The following is a 16790-nucleotide window of genomic DNA, read 5'->3' on the forward strand; positions in this document are numbered from 1 at the left end:
TTTTTTTTTTTTTCCCCCGCCCCTCAGTAAGTCAACGCATCCTGCGCACTGGCCAGCCAATACGTCACCCGCAGGGAGTCGTCGATGTAGACGCCCTTGCTGGGGAGGGCAGGAGTCGCTGCCGGGCTGATGCTGTTGTTGTTGCGGTCGAAGAAGTAGACGGAGAGGGACTTCGCGGTGCGGCCGTTGGTGCCGTTGCCGTCGTCTCCGCCGGAGAGGGCGACGCCGGCGTAGCCCGACTCTCCCGGGGCGAGCGTGGTCACGGCCTGCGGCATGGAGTCCTTGATGACCGGCGGCACGGACTGGGCGTCTTCGAAGTTGACGGCCGGGTAGTAGTAGAGGTCGCAGGTCTTGGAGCCGGTGTTGGTGACGGTGAGCAGCATGTGGTTGATGGGGCGGCTGACCGGCTGTGCGGTCACCTTGGTGTTGGCGCCGCTGCAGGTGACGCGCTTCGTGGAGCTGCTCGAACCGGAGCCCGCCCCGGAGCCCGAACCGGACGTCGAGCCCGAGCCGCCGCTCGTCTTGCCGCCCGACCCCGTGCCGCCACTGGTCGAGGAACCGCCCGTGGAGGAGCCCCCCGTCGAGGAGCCGCCCGACGTGCTGCCTCCGCTCTGGCCGGTCTGTGTCCCGGACGGTGCCGAGGTCGCCGCCGAGGAGGAGTTCGGGGAGACCGCGCCGGCGTCCTGTACTCCCATCTTGTCGTTGCAGGCGGTGAGCGAGAGCGCGGCCAGCGCGACGGTCGCGGCGGCGAAGAGGCGAGTACGGGTACGGGTACGGGTACGGGTACGGGCGGTGAACGCGGACATGGCTGTGATCCTTTTCGGAAAGGCGGGAGTTCGCTGGCCGTCCAACCGGTCGGCGGGCGGCGTGCTTTGATGACCGCAGCCTGTGCCGCATTCCGTCCCACCCGCCACGGCAGCCGGGAGTTACGGGAACCTGGAACGTTCGCACCGGCTCTTACCTGGGGGAACAGGACTTCCCTGGAACGCTGGACTGGAACGGGGGCTGGGTGGCAGTGGTGGACGAGACGGCCGATTTCGCGGCGCTGATACGGGAGTTCAAGGACCGTTCGGGGCTGAGCTACGGCGTGCTCGCGAAGCGGCTGCACATGAGCACGTCGACGCTGCACCGCTACTGCAACGGCGACGCCGTACCCACCGAGTACGCCCCGGTGGAGCGGTTCGCGCGCCTCTGCAAGGCGACCCCCGACGAACTCGTCGAGGCCCACCGCCGGTGGATCCTGGCCGACGGGGCCCGCCAGCGCGAGCGGAAGTCCGCCGCGACCGCCACGACCACGACCACGGAAACGCCCACCGCGGCCACCGCGACCACCGCGGTCACAGAGGCGGCCACCGTCTCAGGGGCGACCAGCGCTCCCACCCCTGAAGCGGACTTCCCCTCCGCCGCACCGGAGCCCACCCCTCTCCCCGCACCCGAACCCGCCGTACCGGTGACCGCCCCGCGCAACCGCCGCCGTACCGCCCTCTTCGCCGCCGCCGCAGTAGCCGTAGTACTCGCGGCCACCGCCCTCGTCCCCCACCTCGTGTCCGGCAACGGCGGCGGCGACCGGAAGCAGGAGGCCGGCTCCGTGACCTCCGCGGGGCACGGCACCCCTTCCTCGTCCGCGTCCGCGAAGTCGGCCTCCTCGCCGTCCGCGTCCGCGTCGGCCTCGCCCTCCGGCTCCGCGAGTCCTTCCGGGTCCGCTACGGCGACGAGCGGGGCGTCCGCCTCCACGGGCGCGAAGTCCGGCGGGGCCGCGGACGTGGCGGCGGGCGTCCCGCTGACGGTGACGACCCGGCCGTATGCCTGGGAGAGCCCGTGCAGCCAGACCTATCTGGTGGACCGGGACGCGGCGAAGGTGCCGCCGCCGCCGACCGAGCAGGACGCGCCGAGCTGGGTGAGCGCGCTGGGTGCCGTCTCCGCCGGCAGCCAGTTCCTCGAACTCACCGTGCAGGGCACCGGCCAGGAAACCGTGGTGCTGCAGTCCCTGAACGTCCGTGTCGTCGACAGCGGTGCGCCACTGGCCTGGAACGCGTACGCGATGGGCTACGTGGGGGTCGGCTGCGGCGGCGGGGTGCCCACGCACTCCTTCGACATCGGGCTGGACGCGGCCCGCCCCGTGGCCACGCCGAAGTCCGGGCAGACAGGCCTGCCGTACAAGGTGAGCGAGAGCGAGCCCGAGGTCCTGTACATCACGGCCGCCGCGGCCTCGCACGATGTGCGCTGGTATCTGGAGCTGGCGTGGTCCAGCGGCACCCGCAAGGGCGTGCTGCGCATCGACGACCAGGGGAAGCCGTTCCGCACCAGCGGCATGAGCGGACGTCCGCAGTACGGCTACTCGCTGGAGGACAGCGACTGGGTGCCCCACCAGGCCGACTGAACGCCGACCGGCCACGGGCCGCCCCGCACCCCCACCGCGCCGCCCGGCCCCGCGTTGACACCGACCGTCGCCGGACGTTGACTGGCAGCACGCGCAGTCGTTGAAGGGTACGACCGACCGGGTCTCCGGGAGCCTGGAACAGGCCGTCGAGAAGACCGACGAGGCACGAACGCAACGAACGCCTTCAGGCGGAACGGAAGCGGCATCCTGATGTACGACCAGACACGCGCCCAGCAGCCCGCGGGCCAGAACCGGACCCCCACCGAACGCCGCACGCCGGGCCCGGAGCCGCTGCTCCCGCCGGCCGAGCGGGAGCAGGTCCTCCAGCGGCTGCGGCACGCCCTCAACACCTTCGCCGACACCCCGCGCGATGCCCTGGCGGAGGCGGAGAGCGCCTACGACGAGGCCACCGCCCAGTTGGTGAGCGCCCTCGCGGCCCGCCGGGACCTCCTCCGCGCCGCCTGGGCCGACCAGGACACCGCCGCCGCTGCGGATCCCGCGGACCTCACGTCCCAGTCCGACGAACTCCGGCACGCCCTGCGCCAGTACCGCGAGATCACCCAACGCCTGCTTCAGCTCTAGCTCACTTGCGGGTACGCCGCCTTCAACTCGCCCCACCGCAAGGCCTGTTCACCGGTGAGCGTGCCCCGCAGCTCCGCCAGTTTCAGCAGGTTCGCCTCCGCCTCCGTCCCCAGGGTCTGCGCCTCGGCCGTGTAGTGGTCGTCCAACACCGCAGACAACTCACGGGAGTTCATCACCGGCTCGATGCGCCGCGCGATCCGGTTCATCGTGCGGTACGACCCCTGGAGCCGGAACGGCGGCTCGGTGCGGGCCGCTTCCGTGGTCGCCGCCGACGCCATGTACGCGGCGTTGACCGCGAGGACGGTGTCGCGGGCGGCGAGCAGATGCCTCAACACCGCGACGATCCGGGCCAGTTCGGTGGGGTCGCAGGCGTAGGAGAGACGGTCCGCGCGGGCCGTCGCGTCGCCCCGCGCCAGCCGGATCAGCAGGTCCAGGTCGTCGCGGTCGCGGCCGGCGAGCGGGGCCAGTACGGGGTTCGAGGCCAGCGCGTTCTCGATGAAACTCAGGGCGAACAGCGCCTCCTTGCCGGTCAGTACGTCGCCGAGGTTCCAGACGTCGGCACGGTTGGCCAGCATGTCGGGCACCCGGAACCGGCTGCCGGACTCGGTGTACGGGTTGCCGGTCATACAGACGGCGAACCGCTTGCCTCGCAGGTCGTAGGTGCGCGGCGCGCCCTCCCACACGCCCTCCATCCGCCGGGTCGCGTCGCACAACGTGATGAATTTCTGCAGGAGTTCGGGGGACGTGTGCTGGATGTCGTCCAGGTGGAGCAGCACGTTGTTGCCCGCCGCGAGCGCGAAGTTGACCTTCTCCACCTCCTGGCGTGCGGTCGCGTTCGGCGCCTCGGCCGGGTCGAGGGAGGTGACACCGTGCCCGAGGGCCGGGCCGCTGACCTTGACCAGGACCAGCCCGAGCCGGTCGGCGACGTACTCCATGAGGGTCGTCTTGCCGTAGCCCGGCGGGGAGATCAGCAGGAGCAGCCCGCCTGTGCCGACGAGTCCGTCCTCCCCTGCCGTGCCGAGCTGCCGGGCCAGGTTGTCGCCGATCAACGGGAGGTACACCTCGTCGACGAGCCGGCCCCGCACGAAGGACGACAGGACACGCGGACGGTATTCGTCGAGCCGCAGCCGGGCGCGTTCCGCCGCCACGAGGGCGGTGCGGCGGCGCTGGTACGCGCGGTGACCCGGGACGTCCTGGGTACGGAACTCACGTGTGCGGGCGAGGAGTTCATCGACCCTCACACGCAACTCACCCCCTACGACACGAGCATGGCTGCCCAGCAGTCCACCGACCGTCTCGGTCAGCCGCGCGTCCGACTCGTAACGCGCTGCGCCGGGGCAGAGTTCAGCCGCCACCGCCTCCGCCAGGTCCCCCGGGTCGACCCGTGTCCCGGACGCCGTCGTGTACGCCGTCAGCCAGGCCTCCACCAGCTGGCGGCGCGCGGGCAGGTCGTCGTCGAGGGCGATCAGATCGTCGTCGTAGGCCGAACTGCCCACCGCCCGGCGGAACTTGTCGAGCAGGGTGCGGACGCCCGCGCTGATCACGAACCCCTCGGGGGCGGTGGTGAGTTCGTCGAGGAGGTAGACCGCGGCCGACTCGCCGCCCAGTCCCTCCTCCTCGGCGAGTTCCGCGCGGAGTTCGGCGTCGGCGGGGGTGGGTCCGAACAGGTCGCGGGCCCGGGCCAGGGACCTCGCGCGCCGGGTCCAGTTCTCGCGCGCCCGTGGGTTCGTGCCGTGCGTCCAGAAGAGCAACGCGCTTGCACGGGCGGCAGGTTCGTGGCGCAGCAGGCCCGCGTCCTCGTACCGGCGGAGCAGCACCGTGAGGATCGCGGTCGCGTCGTGGTCGTGCACACCGCGTTCGTAGCCTTCGTCGTACGACTCCTGCGCGGCCCGGCGGACCAGGGCGGCGAGCTCGGGTTCCTGGGCGAGGGCCTGCGCGCCGTGTTCGTCGAGGAGGCGGGCGGCGAGGTGTTCGGCGCGGTAGACCAGCGGTGACTCGGAGGGCAGCGGGCGGTCCCAGTAGGGGCGGGTGGCCGCGAACTCCGGGTCCTTGACCGGGGATCGGTAGTCCGTGCCGGTGAGGGCGAAGGCCAGGCCCTCGCCGGAGGGGACCAGAGTGAGGTCGAGGGGCTCGCTGTGCACGGCGAAACGGTGGCGGCCGAGACGGAGGGTCCGGCCGCCGTCCGTGGAGAGGTCGGCGCGGTCGCGCAGGGCGCGGACCGCCTCCGCGTGGGCGGCCGTGAGCCGGCCCGTCAGCTCCTCCGCCCTTGTCGGGTCGCCCAGTTCGCGGAGTTGGCCGGCGGTGCGGCGGATCCGCGCCACCATCGGGTCGGAGGCGAAGTACGTGTTCACCGCGTCGGCGTCGGCGAGCGCGACCGCGCGCCGCCCGACCGTCTCCAGCACCCGGACCGCCGACCGCGTCAACTGCTCGGCCCTGCGGGCGCGTTCGTCGACCAGGGTCTGCTTGCGGGCGGAGAGGGTCTCGTGGATCTCGGTGCGTTTGCCGGCCAGTTCGGCGAGGAAGTCGTCGAAGTCCGCGAAGCGGGCCTCCAGGTTCTCCAACCGCACCAGCAGCAGGGCGAGTTGGGTGTCGCAGGCTTCCGGGGTCGGCGCGTCCGCGAGCGCTCCCGTCACCGACTGGGCCAGCAGCGCGAACTCGGCCGCGAACTCCGCCCGTCCCTCCCGGTCCCGGAGTTCCGCGCGCCGGGCGTCCAGGGTGGCGCGGGCCCGGTTGACGCCGCCCAGCACCTCGGCGACCCGTTCCAGGATCGACGTACGGACCGTGGCGTCGGCGATGTCGAGTCCGGCGACCACCTCGGTCACCGTCCGCAGCCCTTCGGTCAGTTCGTCCAGGCGGGCCGCGACCGGGGCCGCCTCGGCGACCTTGGCCAGCGCCCCGGCCTCCGCGACCAGGGCGTCGATCAGCTCGTGATGCCCGGCGAACGCGTCCTCGCGGGCCAGGAACGACACCGCCCGCTGCCCGAACGCCCCCAGATCCGCCTCGACTTCGGCCGCCGCCTCCTCGATCCGCGCGATGTCCGCGTACCGCATCTCCTTCAACGACGGCAAACGCCCCTGCGCACGCCGGAGTTCGGTGAGCCCGCTGACCCAGCCCGCCGCGTCCCGGGGTGCCTCCCCCCGCAACCGCCGGACGAGGGAGGCGAGACGGTCCGTCGCGTCGGCGACGGCATCGGCGGCCCGCCTGGTCAGAGTCCGGACCGTCTCGAACTCGGTCAGGACCTGCTCCGCCGTACCCCGCACCTCCTCCAACGGGCCCCGCAGATCGCCGAGTTCGGCGTCCCCCAGCCAGTGATGCGTGTCGGCCGCCCGGACACACGCGGCGACCAGCGCCTCGTACACCTCCGTCGTCGGCTCCAGCCCGACGACCGCGCCCGTCAGCGACAGACAGTCGGAGATCCCGCGCACGAGATCGGCGTTCCCGACCCGGAACAGCGGCCCGGAGCCGGTCGGTTGGGCGGCGGCATGCGTGTCGGAGACGAACGGGGTACGCCAGATCCGCACCGGATGAATCCGAGCCGCCTCGCCCGCCCCCGCGCCCAGCACGACCACGGTGCCGTCGTCGAAGAGCGCCCACCCCTGCCCGGGCAGCGGTGCCGCGACCTCCTTGCGGATCATGTTGTACGGCAGCAGCAGGCTCCGCCCCGACCCCCGCGCCCGGTACCCGAACAGCACGTCCTCCCCGTTGGGCGAGCGGACGATCCGCTCCAACTCCAGCCCGTCGGTGGCTGTTTCGAAGGTCTTGCACTCCCCCGTGGCCAGGCAGTACCCGCCCGGGAACACGATCCCCTGCTCCTCCGGCAGCCGCCGGCACGACAGCCCGATCCCGTCGAGCCGTACGACGCCCTTGGTGAGCGTGTTGAAGACCAGGTAGCGGTGGGCGTCCTCCTTGTAGGGCCGCACCCGCAGCAGCACCAGCGCGCCCACCCGTGCGTACGCGATCTCCGCGTCGGCGAGCGACTGCAGCGGCTCGTCCACCGGTTCGGCGTAAATCCCCTCCCCCGTCTCGGTGTTGTCCTCCACCTTCACGGTGAGGGTGCCGCCCAGCGTGTCGACGTACAGCCCGTCCTGGATCCGCACATGCGGGTGCCGGCCGGGGACGAGGTCCTCGCGGCCCGTCCCGGTCCAGTCGAAGTCGTACGGCGGCGGGAGGACGTGGTCGCGCTCGCCGTGCGCGTCCAGGAAGGTCGCCGCCCGGCCGTCGTCCGTGAGCGCCCAGCGCAGCACCCGGATGTCGTCGGCCTTCTCGCCGGTACGGAAGACGGCCAGCAACTTGCCGTCGACGCAGCGGAGTCGGAGCAGGCGGGCCTGCCGGTAGTAGCGCTGCAGGGCGGTGAACTCCCGTACGAACTCCGGGTCGCCGAGGAGTCCGGGTACGGCGCTCTCGGGCAGCCCGTGCAGATCCTGGCGGTCGTACAGGGCGAGGACGTCGGCCACCGCCGTCTCCCGGCTGACGCCGAGGGACGTCTGATGGCCGAAGAGGAGCGCGTCTCCTACGGCGACGATATCCCTCGGTTCGGCCGGGTGCTCGGTGGTGAGGCGTCCGGTGCCGGCGAGTTCCAGCCGGGTCGAGCCGAACTCCTCGGTGCGGCGGGTGTTAAGCGCCTCCGCTCGGCGGGCGAGTTCGGCGGCCTGTGCGGCGAGGCGGTCGCGCAGGACCTCGTAGGTGCCGGTGTCCAGGCCGGTGGTCATGGGTCCCTCTCAGGATCTCGGGCGGGGTGATCAGGAAGTGGGTCCGGAACTGCCGTCCCCTGTGCGGCAGTTCCGGACCGTCTGTGGGGCGGGACCTCGGCCTCGGCCGGATGTCGGATCTCGGCCGGGCGTCGGGCCTTCGCCAGGTGTCAGGCCTTCGCCGGGTGCCCGTTGAGCGCGGTCAGCGGGGTGTCCGCGAGGCCCAACTCACCGGCCTTGTCGAGCAGTTGCCGTAGCTGACCGGCGTTCGCCGTGTCCGTCCGCATCAGCTTCATCAGCAGTGCCGACACGGTGAGGTTCTGCACGTCGGCCGTGGAGACCGAGCCGAGCATCCGTCCGAGGTCGTCGGCGATGTTCGACGTACCGTCCAGCCACGGGCGCGCCAACGCCTGTGCCGTCTGGGAGTTCTGGACGAAGCCGTCGACGCTGCGGCCGAGCGAGATCGACGACATCAGCCGGTCGAAGAAGACCGTGTCGCCGCCGACGATGTCGATGTCGGCGTTCTCCAGACCGGTCGCGAGGACCGTGGCCTGCGCCTCGGCGACCTGCCGCTGCACATCGAGGCCCGCGAGCCGGATCTCCTTCTCGGCCTGGAGCCGCAGCCGGTACTCCTCGTGGCCGCGCGAGGCGTCGTCGAGGGCGGCCATCGCGGCGGCCTTCTCGGTGAGCCCCTCCGCCTCGGCCTTGAGCTTCTCGCCGATACCGGTGGCCTCGGCGAGCGCGTTCGCCCGTACGCCTTCGGCCTGCGCGAGCACCTTCGCCTGCGCGCCCTCGGCCTCCGCGAGCGCCATGGCCCGGGTTCCCTCGGCCTCCGCCCGCAGCCGGGCCTCGGTGCCGTCCGCCTCCGCCCGCAGTCGCGCCCCCGTGGCCTCGGCCTCCGCGCGGCCGGCCTTCACGGTGACCTCGGCCTCCTTGTCGCGGACCTGGACCTCGGCGAGTCCGGCCGCGGCGGCCTCCGCCTGGATGCCCTCGGCGAGCCGGAGCTTGGCGCGGGCGTCGAGGTCCGCGGACTTCAACCGGGCGTCGGCGAGGGTGAGTTGCTCACCGGCGCGGTGCTTGGCGGCGGCCTCCGCGGCCTCGGCCGCCTTGATGTCCTTGACCAGTTTCTCCTGTGCCTCGGCCTCCGCGGCGATGATCACCGCCTGCCGGGTGCGCTCCGCCTCCTCGACCACCCGCAGCTTCTTGATGGCCTCCTCCTGCTCGGCGACCGTACGGTCCACGGCGATCCGCTCCCGGACCACGTCCGCGACCTCGCGCCGCTCGACCTCGACCTCCTTGTCACGCGCGATCCCGGACAGCGAGGTCTCCCGTTCACGGGCGATGACTTCGAGGAGCCGGTCCTTCTCGATGCGCTCGTTCTCCACGGCGATGACCCGCTCACGGTTCTTCTGCGCTACGGCGATCTCGCGGGCCTGGTTCTCGCGCTGGACGCCGAGTTGCTCCTCGGTACGGAGGAACGCGGCCTGAGCGCCGAGGCGTTCCTCCTCCTGCACCTTCGCGGTGGCGGCCTCCTCGCGTGCCCGCAGGACCTCCACCTCACGGCGCTGCTTGATCTCCGCCTCGGCCTGCCGGCGCTCCAGCTCCAGGATGGTCTCCCGGGCGTCGACGTTCTGCCGGGTGATCTCCTTCTGCTCGGTGCGCTGGAACTCGTTGGTGCGGACGTGCTCGATCGTCGTCAGCTCGGTGATCTTGCGGATGCCCTGCGCGTCCAGGATGTTCTGGTTGTCGAGCTGGGTCATCGGGGTCTGTTCGAGGAAGTCGATGGCCGCGTCGTCGAGGTGGTATCCGTTGAGGTCGGTGCCGATGACCTGGATGATCCGGTCCCGGAACTCCTCGCGCTTGGTGTAGAGATCGACGAAGTCCAGCTGCTTGCCGACGGTCTTGAGCGCCTCGGAGAACTTCGCCGCGAAGAAGTCCTGGATCGCCACCGGGTCGCTCGCGGTCTGGGTGCCGATGGCCTGCGCGACCTTGATGACGTCCTCGACGGTCTTGTTGACCCGCACGAAGAAGCTGATGTGGATGTCGGCCCGGATGTTGTCCTGGCAGATCAGACCCTCGCGCCCGGTGCGGCGGATCTCGATCGTCTTCACCGAGATGTCCATGAACTCGGCCTTGTGCAGCACCGGCAGGACGACCGCCCCGGTGAAGGTGACGTCGACCTTCTTCGTCTTGGAGACGATCAGCGCCCGCCCCTGCTCCACCTTCCGGAACAGCCGCCCGACCAGCAGAAGCAGGGCGAGCGCGATGAGCAGGACAACGGCGACGAACACACCGATGCCCACGGTGATGGCGTTCATGACATGGGTCCTCGTGGGATGAGAAGGGTGGTGAACGGGCGTGGTGTGGGCCAACAGATGTGGGCCAACGGGCGTTGACCAACGGGGTGTTGACCAACAGGCGTTGACCAACGGGGTGTCGGCCAACGGGCGTGGGCCAACCTGCGTAGGCCACCAGGCGTAGGCCACAGAGCGCGGCGGTCGCAGGCCGGACGGTCGTCCGCCAACACCCGTGGGCAACAGCCGTAGGCCAACAAGTGTTGGCGGTCTACCCCGGGTTGCCGCCGGGTCCGGTCCTCGGGTCCAGCGCGCTGTCGTAGGGCGCGACCCAGAAGAACTCGCCGGGCTCGTCATAGGCGTAGAGCAGTCCGGTGCTGCCGCTGGCGAGGGCGTCGTTGCCCGTCTGCCGGACCTGGACCACCGCGGCCGAGCCGTCCACCGCCCTGACCTCGGCCTGCCCGAACTCCCCGTCGACCCGCCCCGTGCGAATCGTGCAGGTCAGCCCGACGAAGTCCAGCCGGGACGGCCCGTGTTCGTCGGGAAACAGGCGGTGCAGCGGCCGTACGAGCAGCTTGGTCGCCTGCCAGGAGGCGTACCCCGCGCCGATCAGCACGACCGCTCCGACCAGGACGCCGGCCGGCCCCGAAGGCACGAGCAGCACGCTCGCGCAGAAGCTGATCAGCCAGCCGACGGCGACGAACAGCGAGAAGGCGAGGGTCACCGGGACCCCGCCGAGCCACCGGCCGCCGTCATGCCCACGGGCGTTGACGTGTGCGTGCCCACGGATGTGGACCTGCACATGGGCATGCCCGTGACCGTGTGCGTCGGCCGCGCCGAGGGCGACCAGCAGCCAGTAGAGGACGACCACGACGAGCGCCGCGGTGAAGACGACGGTGGGAAAACCGGTCGCGGCAGCGATGAACGCCCCCATGATCCCGGCCCCCCGTTCTCTTACTCGCCCGACTGCCGATGGGGATGCCCGGATCGCGGTCCCGGTGCGGGACACCTGCCGGTGTCCGGCACCGGAACCATCCGTGGTGCTCCCCTGGCGCCATGGTGCACGCGGGGTGCACGCCCGCGCATTGCCGGAACCCGGCAGTGTTCATTAGGGTCTTGATGCCGGTGACGCGCTAAGAAAGCGTCACCAGGGCGTCAAGAAAACAGGGGGCGGCGTTGCCGGAGCGCGGAATACCTGAGCAATATCTGGCGGGGTACGCGCAGCTCCTGGCGGAGGTCGCCGTGACCGGACGGCGCCTGACCCGGGCCGAGTTGGAGGCCCGCCGCGCCCTGGGCGAACACGCGGCCGAGGCCGGACACGGACTGCGCGCCCTGGTCAACGCCCACCTCGCCGCCACCCGCGCGGCCTGGCCGGAGACTCCCGGTGCCGCCGACTGCACACTTGCCGCGGTGCAGCAGGTCGTCGACGCCTTCGCCGAGGGCTACGAACGCGCTCAGCGGGTCGCCGTACGCCAGGAGGAGGCGGCCCGGCGGGAGTTCATCGACGATCTGCTCTACGGCCGCGGCGGTCTGGGCCGGCTTGCCGAACGCGCCGAGCGTTTCGGTCTGCGCCTATCCCACACGCACGCCGTCGCCGTGGTCCAGGGGCCGACGCCCTACGACGAGAGCGCGCCGGTGCCGCGTCAGGTGGAGCGCGCGATGATCAGCCGTTTCGGTGACCGCAACATCCTGCTCACCACGAAGGCCGGCCGGATGCTGTGCGTGGCGCCCGGCGACCAGGACGACGTCCTCACCCACTTCGCCAAGCAGTCGTACGCGGCGGCGGAGGGCACCCGGGTGGCGATCGGCCGGCCGCAGCCGGGCGCGGGCGGGATCGTCCAGTCCTACGAGGAGGCCCTGAACACCCTCGAACTGGCCGAGCGGCTCACTCTGGAGGGCCCGCTGCTGCGCGCCGCCGACCTGCTGGTCTACCCGGTGCTCACCCGCGACCGGCAGGCGATGGCCGACCTGGTCCTCGACGCGCTGGGCCCGCTCACCAAGGCGCGCGGCGGCCCGCGACCGCTGCTGGACACGCTCTCGACGTACTTCGACTGCGGCTGCGTGGCCGCGGAAGCCGCCCGGCGGCTCTCACTGAGCGTGCGCGCGCTGACGTACCGCTTGGAACGCATCCACCAGCTGACCGGCGCTGACCCGGCGGACCCCGGCCAGCGATACACGCTGCAGACGGCGGTGATCGGCGCCCGCCTGCTGGACTGGCCCGACAAGGAGCTGTGAGGCGGAGCGCCGGCCGCTGGGCGCAAGGCGGGTCTTCGAAGCCGGACGGTGCGCGGGAACGTTGGGTGGCACCGGGGTGAGCCGCGAAAGTGTGACACTCGGGCGCCGAAGTGTCACACTTTTACAGAGAAGGTCCCCTCCGGCGGGCGCCGGAAAGAGCCAGCTGGGCGCAGAAAAAAGCGACCGCGCGCCCGGATGGTTCTTCGGCGGCGTGGTCGCTTGGGGGATACGGAGTGTGCGGGGGCGGAGGCGTCAGCCCAGGGTGGTGCCGATGTACGACGTCGATTCGGGGCCGGAGTCGGACTCGGCGGACGGTGCGGCGGGCGCGGGGGTGGCCGGCGCGGGCGGCGTCTCGTGGCAGGTGAAGCCGAGGCGGGTCAGGGCCCGGGTCACCTCGAAGGCGGTGAAGTCACGGCGGTCCTGCTTGGTGATCACCTCGCCGACCTGCTTGACCGGGTACAGCTTGCGGCTGATGACGGCGCAGGGGCCGCTGACGGGCTGCTCCGGGCGGATGCCCTTGAGCATCTCCTCCACCTCGCTCTTCGTCAGATCGAAGGGGTAACGGGCGATCACGCAGCGCATGGTGCCTCACCAAGGGGTTCGAGCGGGAGGAGAGGGGAGGATTTCTCCTCGGGGAAAACGGGGAAGCCGGAGAACGGCCGAAGAACAGCGGGTGGCCGGAGAACGGCAGGTGGAACAGCGGGTAAATGAGGAGATACGAAAAGGGACCCGCACCCAAGGTGCGGGCCCCTGTTTCGCAGCTTCGCGTGCTTAGGCGGGAACGATGTTCTCCGCCTGCGGGCCCTTCTGGCCCTGCGTGATGTCGAAGGTCACCTTCTGACCTTCCTGCAGCTCGCGGAAGCCCTGGGTGGCGATGTTCGAGTAGTGGGCGAAGACGTCAGCGCCGCCGCCGTCCTGCTCGATGAAGCCGAAGCCCTTTTCCGCGTTGAACCACTTCACGGTACCGGTGGCCATGTCTTAACTCCTAGGCAGTGCACGAGATCCGCACTTTACGAATCTCCTCCATCGCCGTGATGATCACCTGCCCGGAGAACCGGTTCAAAATTGGCAACCACAACTGCAACTGAAGTCAGCCTAGCACGGAACCCATTTCGGCGGCGGCGGAAATGGGTTGGAAAAGCGCCGCCCAAAACAGTGAATTTCTGTTTCGCCGACATCAGATTTTCTAGCGATGGGACGACCGACGCAACTCCTCGTTGACCCGCAGCGCCTCGTCCAGCCGGTCCTCCAGGCTGATGATGCGGCAGGCGGCCTCGATGGGCGTCCCCTGGTCGACCAGCTCGCGGGCGCGGGAGGCCGTACGGAGCTGATGGCGCGAGTAGCGGCGGTGACCGCCGTCCGACCGCGTCGGCGTGATCAGCCCGGCTTCACCCAGCGACCGGAGGAAACCGGGCGTGGAGGCGATCAGCTCGGCGGCCCGGCCCATGGTGTAGGCGGGGTAGTCGTCGTCGTCGAGCCGGTCGGCCGCGGGCTGGTGGCTTTCTGCGGGCATGTACACCTTTCCTGCGGGCCACCGGAGAGGGACGGCCCGCCGCAGGGGAGCTTGTTACCCCCTACGGGAACTCTAGTCGCACCCGGGGAATCTCTGTCGCGGCGAGCACAGATGTCCTTACGCCCGTGGACGGTGGTTGACGCGCTCAGCGGCCCAGCAGCAGGACCCGGCAGGCCCCGGCGGACGGCCGCGGATCACGCGCTTCCGCTACGACGTCCCGCCAGCCCCAGGCCCGGTACGCCGTCAGCGTCTCGGTGTCGGTGGCGGGCACCAGGGTGACGCCGAGGGCCGGCGCGTGATCGTCGAGCAGCCGGCGTTGCAGGCGCCGGGCGAGGTTCCAGTCCCGGTCCTGGTAGTGGGTACGCACACGGGGCGGGACGACGATCCCGGAGACCGCGAAGAGCCCACCGGTGACCGCGAGACCGCGCACGGTCCGGGGAAGGCGGGTGTCGCACCCCTGCCACCACGGATCGGCGCCGTGCACGGGGAAGCCGTAGGCGCAGGCCGTCAGGGTGGTGTTCTCGGCGATCAGCAGGGTGAAACCGGGCCGCCGGACATCGCCCGCGAGCCGGCGCAGGAACTCGGCGCGGGAGCGGGTCCCCGCGCGGGTGCCGCCGGAGGTCTCCTCGTACAGATCGCCCAGGTCCTCGAACCGGTCCTCGATCTGGCGTCGGCTGAGCGGGCGGAGACGGTCCCCCTGCCGCGGGGACGGGCCGCGCTCCCGGCCGGGCGACCACGGCTTCTCCCCCTGGGCCGCGTCGGCACCGAAGCGCGTGTCCGCACCACCATGCGCGTCCGCACCACCATGCGCGTCCGCACCACCGTGCGCGTCCGCACCGCCGTGCCTGACGAGGTCCGCGGTCATCGGTCGACCGGGCACATTCACGGTCATGGGGCGAGCCCTGCCCCGGGTGCGGACATGTCCGCCCCGGCGTCGTCCTTCGCCGAGGACGGCACCGGCGCGATCCGGCACACGAGAAATCCTCGGTCTCTTCACGGTACGCCCGCGGGCCGCGACACGGCCTGGAGCCGGGGTCCGGCAGCCCCGCGCCCTACGGCCCCCGCACCTGCGTCCGACGGCTCCCGCGCCCTACGACATCACTGGTTCCAGCTCTCGTCGTACGGGTCCTTCGGGGTCGGGACCGGCTTGGCCTCGGTGACCTGGAAGTAGGGGATGGGACGGTTGTTGACGGGGTCCTTGGTCTGCTTGGCGGAGTAGGTGCCGGTGATCAGCAGCCAGGTGTCGGGCTGCAGGACCGGCGGGATCTTGCCGGTCAGGGCGATCTTCACCGGCTGGGCGTCGGCGGCACAGCAGTTGAGGGCCATGCGCACGAGATAGGGGGCGCCGGACTTGTCGAGGGCCACGAAGCCGGTGACCTTGAGCTGACGGTCGCCGAGGGAACGCCCGTGGTCGTAGACCGCGCGGGTCGCGTAGTCGACCAGGCCGAGGGTGAGCGGGTTGTCCGCGGGGAGCTTTTCGAGGCCGTAGGGCTGCTGGATGGCCGTGCCCGTGCGGACCGCGCTGTAGGAGCCGAGGGCGGGCGGGGCGACCAGGATGAGGGCGAAGAGGGGGAGCAACAGGAGCCAGGAGATGCGGGGTTCGCGGTGCACATGGCCGCCGTGACCCTGGCCCTCCGTCTCCGCGTGGGCCTCCGTGTGGGCCGCGTCCGTGTGAGCGGCCTCCGCGTGCGCCGCCGCCTGCGCCTTCTCCGCCCGCGCCCGGCGCCACTCGTACCAGGCCGTCGCCAGTGCCGCCAGGATGAGCACCCCGCCGGAGAGCAGCAGCAGCGGCTGGAGGCCCGCCTTGACGTAACGCAGGTAGAGGTTGGTGAGGCCGGCGTGCAGCAGGGCCGTGCCGATCAGGAACAGGACCGCCGCCTGTGCCTGCCGGCTCACAGGAGCACCGCCGAGGTGACGACCGCGCCCGCGATGGCGAGGACGAAGGTGGCGGGCGCGAAGCGCAGGGCGAAGCCGCGCCCGAACGTGCCCGCCTGCATGGCGAACAGCTTCAGGTCGATCATGGGTCCCACCACCAGGAACGCGAGTTTCGCCGTGAGCGAGAACTGGGTGAGCGAGGCGGCCACGAACGCGTCCGCCTCCGAGCAGATGGACAGCAGTACGGCCAGGATCGAGAGGGCGAGAATCGCCACCACCGGGTTGTCGGCCGCCGTACGCAGCCAGCTCGCCGGTGCCACCGCCTTGAGGGTCGCCGCGGACATCGCGCCGAGCACCAGGAAGCCGCCCGCCTGCATCACGTCGTGTCGCACCGAGCCCCAGAACGCGGCCCCCTTGGTCTCCCCCGCGTGCGGCTCGTGGGCGGGCAGCTTCAGCCAGTCGGTGCGGCCGAGCCGCGTCCACAGCCAGCCCATCACGCAGGCCACGAGCAGGCTGCCGACGAACCGGGCGAGGACCATCTCCGGGTTGCGCGGGAACGCCACGGCCGTCGCCGTCAGCACGATCGGGTTGATCGCCGGGGCGGAGAGCAGGAACGCGATCGCCGCCGCCGGGGTGACACCCCGGCGCACCAGCGCCCCGGCCACCGGCACGGACGCGCACTCGCAGCCCGGCAGGATCGCGCCCGCCATCCCGGCCACCGGTACGGCGAGGACGGGATTGTTCGGCAGCGCGCGGGTGAACCAGGTGGCCGGCACGAACACCGCGATGGCCGCCGACAGCAGCACGCCCAGCACCAGGAAGGGCAGCGCCTGCACGACCACGGCCACGAACACCGTCATCCAGCTCTGCATCACCGGCGCGGACAGGGCCGTACGGATCGGCGCCTGGGCCAGTACCACCAGGAGCAGCACCATGGTCAGCACGAGCGGCGAGTTGAGCTGCCAGCCGTCCTTGGCCGGTGCCTGCGGCTCCGGGGCCGGTGCGTGCGCCGCTGGGGGCGTTTCCGGGGTCGGCGGAGTCTCCGTGGTCGGCGCGGCTGGTTCGGTGGTGATGGCCACGGGTGTGCTACCTCCGGCAGGTGCGGGGTTTCGCGAGTTTTGCTCCCTCTCTCTGCATACGGCAGTCGGGGCACGGGTGTTCAGCGGAATACTGGAACCACCCGCCTCCTTGGGGCAGTCTTTCCCCTCGTGGCGAGCAGCGTT

General features: G+C 71.2%; 13 protein-coding genes. 3 read left to right on the forward strand and 10 right to left on the reverse strand.

All coding sequences use genetic code 11. From position 1 onward, the window contains the following. Window positions 1-23 precede the first annotated feature (23 nt). Window positions 24-806, reverse strand: a complete 783-nt coding sequence (locus tag OC490_RS30520) for a DUF4232 domain-containing protein (RefSeq protein ID WP_262061240.1) — start codon at window positions 804-806, stop codon at window positions 24-26. A gap of 209 nt (window positions 807-1015) precedes the next feature. Here OC490_RS30520 and OC490_RS30525 point away from each other — a divergent pair, with 209 nt between their 5' ends. Together OC490_RS30525 and OC490_RS30530 are read left to right on the forward strand one after the other, a co-directional pair. Continuing rightward, window positions 1016-2380 carry a helix-turn-helix domain-containing protein gene (locus tag OC490_RS30525; protein ID WP_262061335.1) on the forward strand — a complete coding sequence of 455 codons (1365 nt, stop codon included), beginning with the start codon at window positions 1016-1018 and terminating at the stop codon, window positions 2378-2380. Window positions 2381-2590: 210 nt separating this feature from the next. Beyond that, window positions 2591-2962 carry a hypothetical protein gene (locus OC490_RS30530; RefSeq protein ID WP_262061241.1) on the forward strand — a complete coding sequence of 124 codons (372 nt, stop codon included), beginning with the start codon at window positions 2591-2593 and terminating at the stop codon, window positions 2960-2962. Here OC490_RS30530 and OC490_RS30535 read toward each other — a convergent pair. From OC490_RS30535 to OC490_RS30545, 3 genes are all read right to left on the reverse strand, one after another. Then, window positions 2959-7671 (reverse strand): DNA repair ATPase, encoded by a 4713-nt coding sequence (locus tag OC490_RS30535; RefSeq protein ID WP_262061242.1) that lies wholly within the window; start codon window positions 7669-7671, stop codon window positions 2959-2961. The two genes, OC490_RS30530 and OC490_RS30535, sit on opposite strands and share 4 nt — an antisense overlap. 149 nt (window positions 7672-7820) lie before the next feature. Next, window positions 7821-9968: a flotillin family protein gene (locus tag OC490_RS30540; protein ID WP_262061243.1), complete on the reverse strand. Its 2148-nt coding sequence runs from the start codon at window positions 9966-9968 to the stop codon at window positions 7821-7823. Window positions 9969-10215: 247 nt separating this feature from the next. Continuing rightward, complete coding sequence (locus OC490_RS30545) at window positions 10216-10878, reverse strand: hypothetical protein (protein WP_262061244.1); 663 nt, start codon at window positions 10876-10878, stop codon at window positions 10216-10218. A gap of 242 nt (window positions 10879-11120) precedes the next feature. On the opposite strand from OC490_RS30545, the gene OC490_RS30550 reads away from it, so the two are divergent. Next, the gene (locus tag OC490_RS30550; protein WP_262061245.1) at window positions 11121-12179 is read left to right on the forward strand and encodes a PucR family transcriptional regulator; all 1059 of its coding nucleotides are present in this window, start codon (window positions 11121-11123) and stop codon (window positions 12177-12179) included. A 252-nt stretch (window positions 12180-12431) separates the two neighbouring features. Here OC490_RS30550 and OC490_RS30555 read toward each other — a convergent pair whose 3' ends face one another. The 6 genes from OC490_RS30555 to OC490_RS30580 form a co-directional block, all read right to left on the reverse strand. After that, window positions 12432-12761 carry an SCO5918 family protein gene (locus tag OC490_RS30555; RefSeq protein ID WP_262061246.1) on the reverse strand — a complete coding sequence of 110 codons (330 nt, stop codon included), beginning with the start codon at window positions 12759-12761 and terminating at the stop codon, window positions 12432-12434. Between the two features lie 189 nt (window positions 12762-12950). Beyond that, window positions 12951-13154: a cold-shock protein gene (locus tag OC490_RS30560; RefSeq protein ID WP_019063123.1), complete on the reverse strand. Its 204-nt coding sequence runs from the start codon at window positions 13152-13154 to the stop codon at window positions 12951-12953. A gap of 211 nt (window positions 13155-13365) precedes the next feature. Further along, window positions 13366-13692, reverse strand: coding sequence for a MerR family transcriptional regulator (locus tag OC490_RS30565; protein WP_262061247.1), 327 nt, complete (start codon window positions 13690-13692; stop codon window positions 13366-13368). Between the two features lie 145 nt (window positions 13693-13837). Further along, complete coding sequence (locus tag OC490_RS30570) at window positions 13838-14557, reverse strand: hypothetical protein (RefSeq protein WP_262061248.1); 720 nt, start codon at window positions 14555-14557, stop codon at window positions 13838-13840. A gap of 233 nt (window positions 14558-14790) precedes the next feature. Then, on the reverse strand, window positions 14791-15588 hold the full coding sequence (locus OC490_RS30575) for a TIGR03943 family putative permease subunit (protein ID WP_262061249.1): 798 nt from the start codon (window positions 15586-15588) through the stop codon (window positions 14791-14793). After that, window positions 15585-16646 carry a permease gene (locus OC490_RS30580; RefSeq protein WP_262061250.1) on the reverse strand — a complete coding sequence of 354 codons (1062 nt, stop codon included), beginning with the start codon at window positions 16644-16646 and terminating at the stop codon, window positions 15585-15587. The genes OC490_RS30575 and OC490_RS30580 overlap by 4 nt, the downstream gene beginning before the upstream one ends. Window positions 16647-16790 lie beyond the last annotated feature (144 nt).

The organism is Streptomyces sp. STR69 (assembly GCF_024519455.1).
Classification (GTDB): domain Bacteria; phylum Actinomycetota; class Actinomycetes; order Streptomycetales; family Streptomycetaceae; genus Streptomyces.

Excerpts from the sequence above, each read along its gene's own strand:
- OC490_RS30560 (WP_019063123.1), bottom strand. The coding sequence starts at position 13,154 with ATGGCCACCGGTACCGTGAAGTGGTTCAACGCGGAAAAGGGCTTCGGC.
- OC490_RS30555 (WP_262061246.1), bottom strand. The coding sequence starts at position 12,761 with ATGCGCTGCGTGATCGCCCGTTACCCCTTCGATCTGACGAAGAGCGAG.
- OC490_RS30520 (WP_262061240.1), bottom strand. The coding sequence starts at position 806 with ATGTCCGCGTTCACCGCCCGTACCCGTACCCGTACCCGTACCCGTACT.
- OC490_RS30530 (WP_262061241.1), top strand. The coding sequence starts at position 2,591 with ATGTACGACCAGACACGCGCCCAGCAGCCCGCGGGCCAGAACCGGACC.
- OC490_RS30545 (WP_262061244.1), bottom strand. The coding sequence starts at position 10,878 with ATGGGGGCGTTCATCGCTGCCGCGACCGGTTTTCCCACCGTCGTCTTC.
- OC490_RS30535 (WP_262061242.1), bottom strand. The coding sequence starts at position 7,671 with ATGACCACCGGCCTGGACACCGGCACCTACGAGGTCCTGCGCGACCGC.
- OC490_RS30570 (WP_262061248.1), bottom strand. The coding sequence starts at position 14,557 with ATGACCGCGGACCTCGTCAGGCACGGCGGTGCGGACGCGCACGGTGGT.
- OC490_RS30540 (WP_262061243.1), bottom strand. The coding sequence starts at position 9,968 with ATGAACGCCATCACCGTGGGCATCGGTGTGTTCGTCGCCGTTGTCCTG.
- OC490_RS30565 (WP_262061247.1), bottom strand. The coding sequence starts at position 13,692 with ATGCCCGCAGAAAGCCACCAGCCCGCGGCCGACCGGCTCGACGACGAC.